11 protein-coding genes are annotated in these 13,875 nt (G+C 61.1%); all 11 read right to left on the minus strand.

The features are described from left to right. Positions 1-4: 4 nt before the first annotated feature. The 11 genes from BM235_RS00800 to BM235_RS00850 all read right to left on the minus strand — a co-directional run bounded on the left by BM235_RS00800 (position 5) and on the right by BM235_RS00850 (position 13,481). Positions 5-1,555, minus strand: a complete 1,551-nt coding sequence (locus tag BM235_RS00800) for a response regulator (protein WP_090108636.1) — start codon at positions 1,553-1,555, stop codon at positions 5-7. Further along, positions 1,548-2,993, minus strand: coding sequence for a sensor histidine kinase (locus BM235_RS00805; protein ID WP_090108637.1), 1,446 nt, complete (start codon positions 2,991-2,993; stop codon positions 1,548-1,550). Before BM235_RS00805 ends, BM235_RS00800 begins: the two co-directional genes overlap by 8 nt. Beyond that, positions 2,990-3,967: a sugar ABC transporter substrate-binding protein gene (locus BM235_RS00810; RefSeq protein WP_090108638.1), complete on the minus strand. Its 978-nt coding sequence runs from the start codon at positions 3,965-3,967 to the stop codon at positions 2,990-2,992. The genes BM235_RS00805 and BM235_RS00810 overlap by 4 nt, the downstream gene beginning before the upstream one ends. Positions 3,968-4,099: 132 nt before the next feature. Next, positions 4,100-5,650: an S-layer homology domain-containing protein gene (locus BM235_RS00815; RefSeq protein ID WP_090108639.1), complete on the minus strand. Its 1,551-nt coding sequence runs from the start codon at positions 5,648-5,650 to the stop codon at positions 4,100-4,102. 47 nt (positions 5,651-5,697) lie between these two features. After that, positions 5,698-6,837, minus strand: a complete 1,140-nt coding sequence (locus BM235_RS00820) for a toxic anion resistance protein (protein ID WP_090108640.1) — start codon at positions 6,835-6,837, stop codon at positions 5,698-5,700. 30 nt (positions 6,838-6,867) lie between these two features. After that, on the minus strand, positions 6,868-8,556 hold the full coding sequence (locus BM235_RS00825) for a vWA domain-containing protein (protein ID WP_090108641.1): 1,689 nt from the start codon (positions 8,554-8,556) through the stop codon (positions 6,868-6,870). A gap of 13 nt (positions 8,557-8,569) precedes the next feature. Next, the gene (locus BM235_RS00830; protein ID WP_255374002.1) at positions 8,570-9,307 is read right to left on the minus strand and encodes a hypothetical protein; all 738 of its coding nucleotides are present in this window, start codon (positions 9,305-9,307) and stop codon (positions 8,570-8,572) included. A gap of 337 nt (positions 9,308-9,644) precedes the next feature. After that, the gene (locus tag BM235_RS00835; RefSeq protein WP_090108642.1) at positions 9,645-11,450 is read right to left on the minus strand and encodes a cyclic nucleotide-binding domain-containing protein; all 1,806 of its coding nucleotides are present in this window, start codon (positions 11,448-11,450) and stop codon (positions 9,645-9,647) included. Between the two features lie 35 nt (positions 11,451-11,485). Beyond that, on the minus strand, positions 11,486-12,130 hold the full coding sequence (locus tag BM235_RS00840; RefSeq protein ID WP_090108643.1) for a hypothetical protein: 645 nt from the start codon (positions 12,128-12,130) through the stop codon (positions 11,486-11,488). Positions 12,131-12,234: 104 nt separating this feature from the next. After that, positions 12,235-12,756, minus strand: coding sequence for a DinB family protein (locus BM235_RS00845; protein WP_090108644.1), 522 nt, complete (start codon positions 12,754-12,756; stop codon positions 12,235-12,237). Between the two features lie 335 nt (positions 12,757-13,091). Further along, positions 13,092-13,481, minus strand: coding sequence for an iron chaperone (locus tag BM235_RS00850; protein ID WP_090108645.1), 390 nt, complete (start codon positions 13,479-13,481; stop codon positions 13,092-13,094). Positions 13,482-13,875 lie beyond the last annotated feature (394 nt).

Raw genomic sequence — 13,875 nt, forward strand, 5'->3', positions numbered from 1 at the left:
ATTTTTACGATCCCCTTTTGCCAAGTAGCGTCTTGCGGTATTCGGTCGGCGAGACATCGCACATTTTTTTGAACACCTTGCTGAAGTAGTTCGGATCGTGGTAGCCGACCTCGAACGTGATCTCCTTCAGGCTGCGCTCGGGATCGCCCATCAGCTTCTTGGCCTTGTCGATGCGGCATTCGGTCAGGAAATCGATGTAGTTGACGCCGAGCTGCTCCTTGAACAGCTTGCTGATATAAAACGGACTGAGCCCGACCCGCTTGCCGATCGCCTCGAGCGAGATGTCCTCGTGGGAATGCTCGTAGACATACTGCTTGATCTGCTGGATCGCATCCGGTTTGACCTGTTCCTGGTGCGTCTCGAACGCCTGCCGCATTCGCGCGAGCAACAAGGCGGTCTCGGCGCGCAGCTGCCGGTAATCGCGGGCCTGCACCGAAAACAGCGGCGATTCCGTCTCCACGCCCATTTCGAGCAGCACGCGCGAGGCCAGCCAGAGCAGCTCCAGCGCCCGCTGCTGTCCGAGCAGCAGATCCGCGCCCTCGCTCTCGCTGCGACGGAGCAGCTCCTGGACGTCCGCTTCGACCTGCTCCCATTGCCCAAGCCGAATGCGGTCGAAAAACTGGCGCTCCCACTGCTTCGCCGACAGCCCTTCCCGGGCCATGCCGAGCGCGGGCGTATCCGCGTAAAAGCGATACTTGACCGGCAGCGTCGGATCCGAGGACGCGATGAGCGCCTCCTGATAGGATTGCCGGATCTGGTCCAACGAATCGCATACGCCGCCGATGCCGACGAACGAGCCGCCCGCGCCCGGCAAGCCCGCGTCCGCGACCGACAGCAGGTCGCGCGCCAGCGCGAGCGCCTGCGAGCGATACGAGCGTGCCGGATCCCTGAACGCGATGACCGGGATATGCCGCCCGTACATTGCGCCGACCCAGCCGCCGCCCGCCTGTCTCGCTTTTTCCCGGATCGCGGCGTACAGCCCTTCCGCGCCCGTCGGCAGCAGCACGGACATCGCGAACGGCTCGCCGCCCGCGCTCTCGCCGAGCAGGCCGACCAGCTCGTCCAGATGCACCTCGTGCACATGGTCGAACAGCAGCTGCGTGACGATATCGGCTTCGATCACCGGCAGCACTTTGCGCAGCGCATCCTCCTGCCGCTTGCTCGTCTCGGCCGACCTGCGCTCCTCCTCGATCTGGCTCAGCACCTTGCCCACCGTCGCGACGATCTCGCTCGCCTTGCTCGGTTTGAGCAGGTAGTCCTTGACCCCGAGCTTAATGGCCGAGCGCGCATAATCGAACGTGTCATATGCCGTGACCATGACGAACTTGACGCCGGGCTGGGCCTCGGCGATGATCTCGATCGCCTCCAGACCGTTCATGCCGGGCATTTTAATGTCCATCAGGATGAGGTCAGGCTGCAGCTCCGCGGCCATTTCCACGGCGATTTTTCCGTTTTTTGCCTGCGCGATGTCCAGCTCGGGGAAGCCTTTTCGCAGAATCGCCTGCAATCCGTCCCGCTCGATCTGCTCGTCGTCCACGATCAAGAGCCTAGTCATCGCTATCGAATCTCCTTGTTTTCGGTATTTGAAGGACGACCGTCGTGCCCTCGGGGCCGCTCGCGATCTCCATGACGTCGTCGATGCCGTAAAAGAGACGGAGCCGTCTGACGACATTGCTGAAGCCGATGCCGGTCGAATGCCCCTCCGTCTCCACGGGACGCTCCTCTAGAATCTGACTAACCTTGTCCTCGGACATGCCAGGTCCGTCGTCGGCGATCTCGATCCTCACCCGCTCGCCGCCGTCCGCCACCCGAAAGCGGATCGTGCCGCCTTCTTCGCTCGGTTCGACCGCATGAATGACGGCGTTCTCCACGATCGGCTGCAGCGTGAGGCCCGGGATCTGTACGTGCAGGCACGACTCGTCGATGACCGCTTCGAACCGAAGCCGGTCGGTGAACCGGGCCTTCTGGATCTCCATGTACTGGCGCAGCACGTTGACCTCGTCATACAGCGTGACGGACCGGTCGAGCCGCTTCAGGTTGTACCTCAGCAGGCCGGCTACGCTCGCGAGCAGGTCGCTCGTCTCCTCCGAGCCCTCGAGATAGGCCTTTTTGGACAGCGTATCGAGCGTATTGAACAGGAAATGCGGATTGATCTGGCTCTGCAGGCTGCGGAGCTGGCTCTCCTGCAGGAGCAGCTTGTTCTGCTGAAGCTCGCGCTCGAGCTGCGCCTTCTGCTGAATTTCCGAGATCAAGTTGTTGATATTGACGCGCATGCGCTCGAACATCTTGGCCAGGAAGGAGATCTCGTCGTTGGATTTGACCTCGACCTTCAGGTCGAATCGTCCGCGCGACAGTTCCTTGGCCGCCTGCGTGAGCTTCTGGATCGGCTTCGTGATGCTCAGGGAAAATCCGTACGTGAACAGCAGCATCAGCAGCGTGATCGTCAGCAGAAGCCAGACGCCCAGCTTCTTGAGCTCGGCCGATTGCTCGATGATGCCGCGGTAGAACTGGTCGTACGTCCTCAGCTCGGTGTCGATCAGGGTGAGCGTCATCTCGGAGATGTACTTGGAGATGCGCGTAGCTTCGAGAAAGGCGTTCGCCGAATCCTCGGACTCCTTTTCGGATTGAAAAAGCAGCGAGCGGTCCATCGTCTCGAGCAGACTGTCGATCAGGTTCATATAGTTGGTAATCGCGAAGTCGTTGTCCGCGTTCCGGAGATTGATGACGCCGAGCCTGGCTCTGCGCAGCTCCTCCTTGCTCCGGTCGAGCAGGCCGAGGTTGGCCGCCGTCGGCTCGAGCCTGTAATTGTTGAGCGCGGTGATCGTCTGCTGGCTCGCCGTCGTCACCTCGTTCATGCGCAAGTATCGCTGCAAAATATCGTTGTATTGCTCCTGCGTCTTCTGGTTGTAATAGGTCAGCGTCATCCATATCGCGACCATGATGAACAAGACGATGGCGGCGAGCGTCCAGATCTTGCGCTGAATGCTCGTCATGGCACTTCCTTCAGCTTGAGCATCCGGATGTCGGTCGGGTAGCCGTCGGTATTGAGCGGCATCACCTCTCCGCTCAGCCATTTGACCATCAGGTTCACGCTCATCCTTCCCATCTTGTCGGGAGATTGCTCGAGCACGCCGTCCAGCTTGCCCGCCTTGAGCAAATCCAGGCTGTCGGAGCTGTCGTCGAACGAGTAAATATCGTAAGGCCCCACCTGCGAGCGCCTGCCGATCTCCTGGATCATGGCGTCCGCGATATTGGCGTTAACGGCGATGAAGGCGTCGACGTCGGGCAGCCGGTTCATCATGTCCTGCGTCGTGGCGATGACCCGCTCGCGCGTCTCCTCCGTCTCCGCGTAAGCGGTCTTCACGCCGGGATATTTTTTGAGCACGTCGTCGATGCCCTGAATGCGCTGCCGTTGATAATACTCCTGCCGGTCGTCGCCCATCAGGATGACGGTGCCCGACTTCCCCATGTCCGCGATCAGCTGCCTGGCGATCGTCTGCCCGGCCGCGAATTGATCCGAGCCGACATACGTTCGCCTCAGGCTGTCCGCCATCGGCACGTCGCTCCCGACCGTGATGACGGGAATGCCGTAAAAGGCAGCCTTGACCTTCGTCAGATTTTTAAACGCTTCCGTATCCAGCCCTTGCAGGATAATCCCGTCCACCTTGGCGTCGATGGCGATCTCGAGCTTCTTCAGAAAGTCGTCCTGGTCTTTGTTGTAGCTGCCCCACACTTCGATGCTGGCGCCGCTCGCTTTCGCTTCCGCCTTCGCGCCCGCGGCGACCTGGTTCCAGAACGGGGTGTCCAGCTCTTGCGTGATCAGGACGAGGCGGTAGCGGGATTCCTGCTCGGCTCGCGTCTGCGGCAGCTGCCCGTCGGAGCGGAACACCCGGTCCGCCGACCGGACCGTAAAGTACAAAAGGACGGCGCACAGGACGCCGATCAAAATGAGCAAGGATTTGCGCAAGCGAATGACTCCGTTTCCAATTGGACTAGCTACATCATAGCAGAGGCGAACGGAAGTTCAAGCGTTATGGCAAGGCGAGACGCAAAGAAGCCCGGCCGTCTGCGAGACAGACGGCCGGACCGGCTTCGAAAATCAGGATTGGGCGGCGCTTAGATCCAGGCAGCGCAGCAGCAGTGCGACGGCTTCCGCGCGCGAGGATCGGGCGACGGGCTTGAACTTGCCGCCTTGGTCGCCTTCGGCGATGCCCGCTTGCTCCAGGGCGGCGACGGCTTCGGCGGCCCAGGACGGAATCTCGCGGTCATCCGAGAACTCCGTTCGGATGCTGCCGCCGGCGCCGGGGGTCAGCCCGAACGCTCGCGTCAGCATTAGCGCCATCTCGGCGCGGGTAATCTCGTCGGAAGGCCGGAACGAATCGTCCAGGTATCCCAGGACGATGCCTCTCCGGTAGGCCTCGCCGACGGCAGGCGCTGCCCATGCGGCGATACGATCGCGGTCCCGCGGATCGGCGGGACGATCGGTTCCTTCCGCCGTCTCCCCGCTCAGAGCGTGCATCAGCATGACGACGAACTCGGCGCGCGTGACCTGGCGATCCGGGAGGAACTTCCCGTCCGGATACCCGGTCACCAGCTTCAGCTCGTAAGCCCGGGCGATCTCCTGCGCCGCCCAATGACCTGCGACATCCGTGAAAGGTGCCGGTGCAACCGGCGTAGGCGTCGGCGATGGTGAAGGCGAAGGTGTCGTGATTGGCACATTCGGCGTCGGCACTTGCGGCTGCTCGTCATCCGGACGCTCGAGCGTCGTGGCATCGGCTTCGAGCGCCGCGCTCTTAAGGCCCGCCTCGTTGACGGCGACGATGCCGACCTTGTAGGACGTCGACGGCGTCAACTCGCCCAGCTTGTATTTATAGACGCTGCCGGATACGCTCGTCGTGCGTCCTCCGTCGACGTAGATGTCGTAGGACACGACGCCGTCGGTATCTACCGCGCTCGGCCAGGACAGCTCCATGCTCTCGTAAGTCGCGTTCGTCACGGAGAGCGCGGCCTCTGTCGGCCACGCCGGCGCCGTTGGACAATCACGTACGATTTCAAGCGTGTACGTCCGCGTCGTGACGCCATCCTCGGCGGTGACGACGATCGGGATGAAGGTCTTGCTCTGCCCCAGCGCGACGCTTGTTGCAACGCCCGAGTCAGCGGGGAGGCCGTCGATCGCCAGCGTAGCCATCGGGTCAAGCGTGGTCGCCGTCAGATCGACCCCGTCCGACGCGCATGGGACATACAGCGCATAGTTGTCCACGTCCGCTGAAAACATCGGGCTTAGGCTGCTGTCCGCAGGCACGGTCAGGCCGTCCAGATCCGCCTCCCGCCCGGCCGGGACGGATACGCGAAGAACGAGATGCAGCGTCGACTCCTTCTGAATGTTGTAATCTGATAAAGTCTTGCCGTCCTCCAGTTGCTTGCCGGCGAAAATCAGCCGCTGCTGGTCCGGCGGAATGCCTTCCTTGTCTTGAATTTTCGCCTTCACGTTTTCGATGGAGTCGCTGGGCTCGACGTCCAGCGTGATCGTCTTGCCGGTCAGCGTCTTAACGAACACGTTCATAGCGAATGCATGGTTCGGCAGTACGAAAACGAATAAAAGCACGAGAGACAGCAGCAGCGAATTGGTTCGAATAAACGTTTTGCTCATGATGTGGCGGTCCCCGTTCCTTCAGTTGTATAGCAAAGCTTAAAAGCCTACAAGCCCAGCTTGTTGCCCCGCTCGAGGCGCTGGATTTGCTTTTCCCCGGTATCCGCCAGCTCGCGGAACTGGTTGATCGTCTCGCGCATCTTCGGCAGGGCCTCCTGCTTGAAGGCGCTGATCGAATCGAGCGCGGACAGCACGTCGGTGAACGCCTGCTTCATTGTATCGACGGAAATGTTCGCCTCGAGGGCTTGCTTGTGAATCGCCGCGCCCTGGTCTTTAAGCATGCGGGACGTGCCGGCGATCAGCTCGTTCGTCGTCTGGTTGAGCAGCTCGATCTTTTTCAGCACGATCTTCTGGTTGTAGAGGGCGCTCGCGACGGTGACAGCGATCTTAAGCGCGGACACCGTGACGTTTTTGGCGCGGTCGACGCCGCGGATGAGCTCCTTGTTGTTCCGCACGACGACCTCGATCGCCATGATGCCCTGCTGGTTGACGACCTGCATCTGCTGCAGGTCCATCAGACGCTGGCGCAGCGGGAACATGACTTCCTCGGTGATAAAGCGGATCTTCTCCGGATCCTCGCCCCGTACCTTGGCCGCTTCGACCTGCTGCTCGATCGACGTATCCATGAGCGCGCCGAGCTCGATCTCCTTTTGCAGCTTCTTGGTCAGGTCGCGCAGCGTCTGCTGCTCGATCTCGAGCGTCGTGTTGTCGTTTTTAAGCGTCGTCTTGCCCTTGTCGAGGGAAACGATGATGTCCGCGATGACGGTGTCCGCCTTTTCGTACCGCGCGAAGTAGGCGCGCAGCGGATTGAACAGCTTGCCGAGCAGCCCGTGCTTGGCGAAGTCGACGGCGCTCGGGTCGAGATCCTTGAGCTGAATGTTCAGCTCCGAGAGCCCCTTGGCGACCTGGCCGCCGTCGTCTCCCGTCTTCGACAGGTTGCCGACCGTAATTTGCAGCAGCTGGTTTTTCTCCGAAGAAGACCGCATCGTGTTCATGCCGAACGTATCGATCGACTGCAGAATGCCTTTGCGGTTGTCGAGCGATTCGAGGTCGAGAGACATGATCGCGTTCACGTTGTTGTCCGCCAGTTCCTTGAGCTTGGCGACTTCCTCGGGGACCGGCTTAACCTCTTCTTCGATCGCGACCTTGATCTGTTCCTGGCTTGGGACTTCCATCGAAAATGACATCTCGCGTCCACCTCTCCTATGGCTTGAAAATTACATTTGAACGTTAAACAAGTTGCCGAGCTTGTAGACGACGTCGTCCGTGTCCGCGTTGATGCTGGCGGCTTCGTTGATGCTCGATATGTTTTGCAGCGCCTTGATGTCCGCGTTGTAGCCGACCGTGTAGATCGGGATCTTGTAGCTGGCGATGAGGCTCTGGACTTCCTTGAGCTTGAGGCCGACGTTGGTCTCGCCGTCGCTCAGGACGAAGATCAGCGGCTTGACGTTCGGGTTAGACGCCATGTAGTCCTGCAGCAGCTTAAGCGCGACGACGACGCCGTCGAACGTAGCCGTGCTGCCTCCCGCCTGCAGGCCGTCCACCGCGCCGACGAACATCGACTGCTGATTCGTGTCGTACTTGCCGATCGGCAGGTTGATCGTGACGGCGCTGGAGTACGAGACGAGTCCGATGCTGTTGTCTCGGCCGAGGTACTTCTGCCCCTTAAGCAGCGACTCCTTCAGCCGGTTCAGCGGTTCGCCGTCCATGCTGCCCGAGACGTCGGCGACGAATACCGCTGCGATCGGCTTGGAGCCGTTTTTCTTTTCCTTCCACACCTTCTGCGCGGCGATCAGCGTGCTGCCGTCGACGGCACCGACCGTCGGCTTGTAATCCTCCAGCTCGTTGAAGCCTTTGCTCTTGGCGGCATCCTGGTACTTAGCCTGCGCCGCGAACTCGGCGAATTTCTTGACGATCTCGAGCTTGGCCGCGGAGATGTTGCCGAGCGCGTACAGCGGGCTGTCATGCCGGGCGCCGAACGGCGTGAACACGTAGCCGCCCTTCAAGTCCGCCGCGTTGACGTAGGTTTGATACTCCAGCACGAAGCCGTCAAGCGCGCCGGACTTGGCGGCGTCGCGCATCTGCAGCGTCGTGGACGCGATGAACGGCACGTTCGCCTGGAAGCTCTCGAAGCCCTGGACCGCCTTGTCGCTGAGGAGGTTCGAGCCGTCGAACGTCTTCAGAGCGGCGACGAGGAAGTTGAGTCCCGTCGAGCTTGCGAAGGGATCCGTGTAGCCCATGGCGAATTCGCCGGCCGCGATCGCATCGGTGACCGTTTTAACGCTCACCGAGCCGTATTTCTGGACGAGCGCGTCGTTTTTCGCCTTGGAAATGACGATGCCCGGCACGTTGCCGACAAGACGCTTGGCGACAAGCTGCGTTTTCACGCCCGAAGCCTTCACCATCTCGCCCCACAGCTCGTTGGACGGCGTGTAGGCGTCCGGCACGTACTTGCCGGAGCGGATATAGTCCGCCGCCGTACCCGAAGCGATATTGCGCAGCTTGACCGAGACCGTCTTGCCGTTCACGCTGATCTTCGCCTTGTTAAAATCGTTCGCCACGTCCGTCAGCCATCCGTCGTTGCCCGTGCCCGACTTCTCCGTCGAGGAGAAGATCTCCGCAAAGTCCGCGGTCGTGCTGTCCACGGCGATCGGGAACTTGGCGATATCGGGCAGGGAGGCGGCGATGTCGACCGGATCGAGGTCGATCTGTCCCTTGACCGGCGTCTCCGTCGTGACGTCGATGTTGCCGTAGAGCTTGTTCAGCCGCTTGCCCGCATCCTCCGTCGCCACCTGCTTGTCGGACTTGCCCCAATTCGTGGACACGTTGACCCCGATATACACGATCGCGAATACGACGATCAGAATAATGCCGGTTACCCATAAAAACTTTTTGCCGCTCCTCAATGCACCGCACCCCTTATTGTTTATAGTACTTGGTTTGCTTGATCAGCGAGTCGATCTCCACCATGGCCGGCATCCGCTCGATGTCGCCCGGCTCGATGCTGTCCAAGCGCGAGATCTCGAGCAGCAGCTTGTCGAGCTGCAGGAGCATCTCCTCGTTAGTGCCGATCGCGTGCTTGATGTAGGACATATATTCGTTGTAAAAATCGGTTTTTTCCTGGAGCAGCTTCGGCGAGTAACGCGCCGACTTGCGCGTCATCACCCGCTCGTATTCTGCTTCGTCGAACACGCCGAGCCGGTTGAGCACGCTCTTTATATTTAAGTAGAATAGATTCTCTACTTCTTCGGCCACGCCTGAAAACTTGGAAAAGCTCATCTCGGCGGGATCGAACCGCTGATGGAGCACCTTGAACAGCGTCGCTTTTTTCTTGTCCATCCGGTCCATCTGCTCGAGCGCCGCCGCGATATCCTCGGCGAGCACGCGGACTTTGCCGTATGGCGCGAGCGCGCTCGCATAGTCCTCGCGAGTCTTGATCGGCTTGGTCGTCAGCGCGATCGGCGTCTTGTAGAGCCAGTTGTAGCTGCCGTAGACGATCGCGATGACGCTTGCGATGAGCAGCGTCACCCCCAGCGCCGTCTCGAACGCGCTGTCGCCGATCGTCACGCCGGCGAAGGCGGGCGATAGCGCGAGGATATTCACGAGGGCCGCGCCGACCACGACCCCCAGCATTTTCAAATAATTCTTTCCGGCCAACGCTAGTAGCCCCTTCCCTCGATGTATGGATATCCGGTCCGCCCGCTCTGCCGCTATGCTATGAATATGCGATCGATCGGGCGCTCAGTTCATATAATTAAATAGTACCATATTATGCTAGGATTCGAGGGCTGTAAACAAAATATCCATATAAACGGTTGCTGCCGACAGCGCGGCGGCAACGCTGCGTCTTACCTTATATCGGGAATACGTAAGAGCGGCGTAAGACGTTACTCTATTTTTTTAGGGATTGTACTTGGGGGGATATGGTTAGGCGTTGAAGGGCGGATACGTGTGGCGAAACGGGACGATTTGCTCCGCGGCCGGCGCGTTACATTCAGGACTTGGCCCTCAGCGCGCGGCCGCAGCGGGCGCAGTAGCGCGTCTCCCGCGGGGAAACGGTGCCGCAGCCGTCGCAGCGAAGCTCGCCGGTCGCATCCGGCGCGGCTTCGACGTGTCGCACCGCCTCCTGGACGTACGGATTCAACGCGGCGAAGGCGCGGTATTCTTCCTTGCGGCCCGTGCGGACCAGCAGGTACAGGAGGCCGATGCCGGCGCCCCCGACCGCGGCCATCAGCCCGACCTTCGCCAGGCCGCCTTCGAACCGCAGATCCCACAGCGCGTGGAGGGCGACGACGGCCGCGAGCAGCAATGCCGCGCTCCAAGACCGGCGCCTTGGTTTCGCCCCTGCAGCGGAAGCCCGCGCCGCGGCCGCGATCCAGATGCCGGCGGCGGCGATCGCCGTCCAGGTGCCGTGCCCGAAGGGCGACAGCAGTGCCCGGATCCATAGCACGGACAGCATGCCCATCGACGAGGCTTCGCCAAGATGGGACCAGCCGTAGATCACGTTCTCGATCGCCGCGAAGCCCATGCCCGCCGCCGCCCCGAAGACGACCGCGTCCATCAGGAAACGCATCTGCTTCGTCCGGATCAGCGCCAGGCAGACGAGCAGCTTAGCTCCCTCTTCAATAACGGACACCGTCAACGGGACCTTGAACCGCGAGAAATCGCCCTGCCCGGCGCCAATAAGCGATACATGCTCCAGATACCAAGCCAACGGCACGGCGACGACCGCGGAGGACAGGAAGATCAAGCCAAGCCGAAGCGTGCTGAAGCCCAGCAGCTGGTGTCCCCGGATATAGGCGACGAACGTCACGGGACCGACGAAGCCGCCTACGATCAATGTCGCGAAGCTCAGCCAATCGCTGCGCAGGATCAAGGCGAGCGCGGTCAGCAGGACGAAGCCGCCGCCGAGCCACAGCAGCGCGTCGACCCATCGCTCCTTGGCCTTGGGCAGCGCGGACTCCGTCACGACGATTGGCGCTTCGTCGCTCTCCGCTTGCGGCCTCAGGTGAGGCGCCCGAATGCGCAGCATTTCCATGAACTGCCGGCGCACAGGCGCATAGTAGCCCAATATGTACTGAAACTCGTTTTTGCCCATCACGAGCAGCTCGCCGTCTTCGGCGGCCGTCGCCGTCGCCTCGGAGGGCGTACCGGACAACAAGCCGATCTCCCCGAAAAAGTCGCCGTCGCGAAGCTGCGCTGTTCTCCGCCCCGCGGTCCGCAATTCGACACGTCCTCCGCCGATCATAAAAAAGCGGTCGGCCGCTTCGCCTTCCCGAACGAGAACGTCGCCTTTCTTCATGGGAAGGACGGTCGTAATCTCCGCCAGGCCGCGGAGCTCGGCGTCGGGGATGTCCGCCCAGATCGAGGCTTTGCGCAGCAGGCGGTGTATCAACCGGATCCGGACCGTGAGCAGCAGGCTCTCGTGGAAAAGCGGACTGCGGTCGGCGAGCAGCTCGAACGACCGGCGGTCCAGCCGCAGCGCCTCGACGTCGCCGATCGCCGTCACCGTCGCGGTCCGTCGCTCGCGGCGAAGCAGCCCGATCTCTCCGACGAGAGCCCCCGGGCCAAGCTCGGCGAGCAGCAGCGTCTTGCCCACCAGATTGCGCGAGGAGACTTGCACGGAGCCCCGCTTGATAAAGTAACAGTCCGTCCCCGTATCTCCCTCCACAAGCAGCGAACGGCCGTCCTCGAACGAGACGGGCTCGATCGAAGCGGCCGCGATGCGGAGCTCTGGGTCGGGTATGCCGCGCAGCAGGGCGTGCTCGCCCAGAAACGCGATGATATCTTCTCTTGTCATGGCCGCTCTTCCGTTTCCGCGCGGGACCCGCCTGCTTATCTCATATTGCCGATGATCGAGCTGCGGGACTCCTGCATCTTTTGAACGAAATTTGACATGGTGTCAAAAGCTTCGTTGCGCTTGTTCGACAAGCTCTGGAGCCGGAGCATATCCATCTGCTGGGAATTGGCAAGCGCGTCGATCTGGCTCTTGATCGTCTGGATGAGTCCGTCAAGCTGTCCCTTCGTGGAAGGAAGAGGGTTCGATAAGGACGCGTTTTTGAGCGCGGTTTGCAGCTCGGCGGCAATCGTGCCCGAGGTGGCGTTGGACGGCACGGGCGTATCCGCTTTTGCATCGCCGCCGAACATTCCGAGCAGACGGTTCGCCGAGGCCAGCGCCTGGTTCAGCTTCGCGATTTGATCGTTTTTCGCTTGAACGGCCGCGATCTGATCCTTTAGCTGCTGCTCCAGCCCGCTCGCGCGATTCGACTGCACCGCCATCATCGCCGTCTCCAGATCCATGCCGTTGATATTAATCGACGTCATACCGCCGACGCTCCCGATCGCGTTCTGCGTCGCGCCTTTGCCCAGCGCGTCGTTCACCGCATCGTATACGGAATCGCTGTACATCAGCGCGGCTCCGCCAATGACGCCCGCCACGAATACGCCGGCCATCGTCAGCGCTCTCTTTTTCGAACTCAAATCGAAGTCCCCCTACAAAATAAATCCGTTATTTCCAGTTTATTATGCATGTATGGGAGCGTCAATGAGAAATGCGACGGATCGTCCCGTTTCAACAGGGCCGTTCAACGGTTCAGAATGCCGAGATATTGGACCCACGGGCCGACGTCACTCTTGTAGCGCTGCGCCATCGTCCTAACGATCTGCGCGAGGTGCGTCAGGTCGTGCACGACCCATGCGGAGACGAGCTCCCTGGCCTTGACCGTGCCGAACGCCGGGTGCGATCCGGTCCGCTCCAGCAGTTCATCGCGGTCGATAAGCGCGCGAAGGCTCTCGATGCTGCGGGTCCTGAGCCCGGCGAATTCCTCTAGCTTCCGCTCCGTCGTCCGGCTCTCGGCGTTCAGGTGCGCATGCCGGTCGAACGCGGGAAACGGCTTGCTCTCGCCCTCGCGCAAAATAAACGCAAGACGCGGAATCCAGTTCGTCTTCTCCCCTTCGATCAGATGGCCGACGACTTCGTCCGCGTTCCAGGTGCCCTCTCCTTCATTGCAGCTCACCCAGCCTTCGGGCAGGCCGGACAGGAGCGAGGCGAGCGTCTGCGGCGTGCGGCTCAGGATGGCGACGGCTTCTTCCATGTCGAAAATCACGCGGGGTCCCTCCTTTGGAATGATCGTACGCAGTTCGCGGCTGTGTTCAAGAGTCGGTGAATTGCGCTAGAGCCTGAAGATCGCCTGCACGACGAGAGGCGATGGGCTTGATGGCCGCCCGAATTCGGCAATCCCCTGCTCTATGAGAGGCGATAGGCTAGACGGCGGCCCGAATTCGCCAATCCCCTGCTCTACGAGAGGCGATTGGCTAGACGGCCGCCCGAATTCGCCAATCCCCTGCTCTACGAGAGGCGATGGGCTTGATGGCCGCCGGATTCGGCAATCCCCTGCTCTACAAGAGGCGTTGGGATCGACGGCAGGCGCCCGCCTAGGCTTCAAGCCTTTTTTCCCCGCTTCGCGTCTGCGCGCGCCTTGTTCTGGGCCGCTCGGTAAGCCGTGATTCGGCCGATCAACTCGTGAGGCAGCGGCTTGTCCAGCGGAAACTGCACCGAGCCCTTCGCCCCCTTGTACGCCGACAACTCGTCCTTGAACGTCGCAATGCCGTCCGCGCCCGGGTAAAATCCGATATGGTTTTTGAACGCGGCGAAGTGGACCAGGTTGCCGTGCAGCTCGAACGTCGGCATCTGGTAACTGATCTTCTCCTTCGCTTCCGGCGCGACCGACCGGATCGTCTCTCGGACGTCCTGCAGCAGCCGCTGAATCTCTGGCGGGAAGGTCGCGATATAGGCTTCCGTCGATGCGAACGAGTTACCCTTTTCATCCATGGCAAGGCGCCCCTTTTCAATTCGGATTGGAGATGTCTACTCAAGTATATTCCAAATGTTAGCATTACGGTAAAAGGAAGTCCGTCGCTAGATGGGGAGTGCAGTCGATGAGAATGCGGGGGAGAGGCCGGCAATCCAGAGGACTGGCAAATTGCCGGTGTGCCGGCGGTTCTGTGATCCCCTCCACTACGAGAGGCGATGGGCCAATCCGTGGCCCGAACCGGGAAATCCCCTTCACTACAACAGGCGATGGGCCAATCCGTGGCCCGAACCGGGAAATCCCCTTCACTACGAGAGGCATTGGGCCAATCCATGGCGCGAACCGGGCAATCCCCTTCACTACGAGAGGCGACGTGCCAATCCATGGCGCGAACCGGGCAATCCCCTTCACTAC

It is taken from the genome of Cohnella sp. OV330, assembly GCF_900112065.1.
GTDB lineage: Bacteria > Bacillota > Bacilli > Paenibacillales > Paenibacillaceae > Cohnella.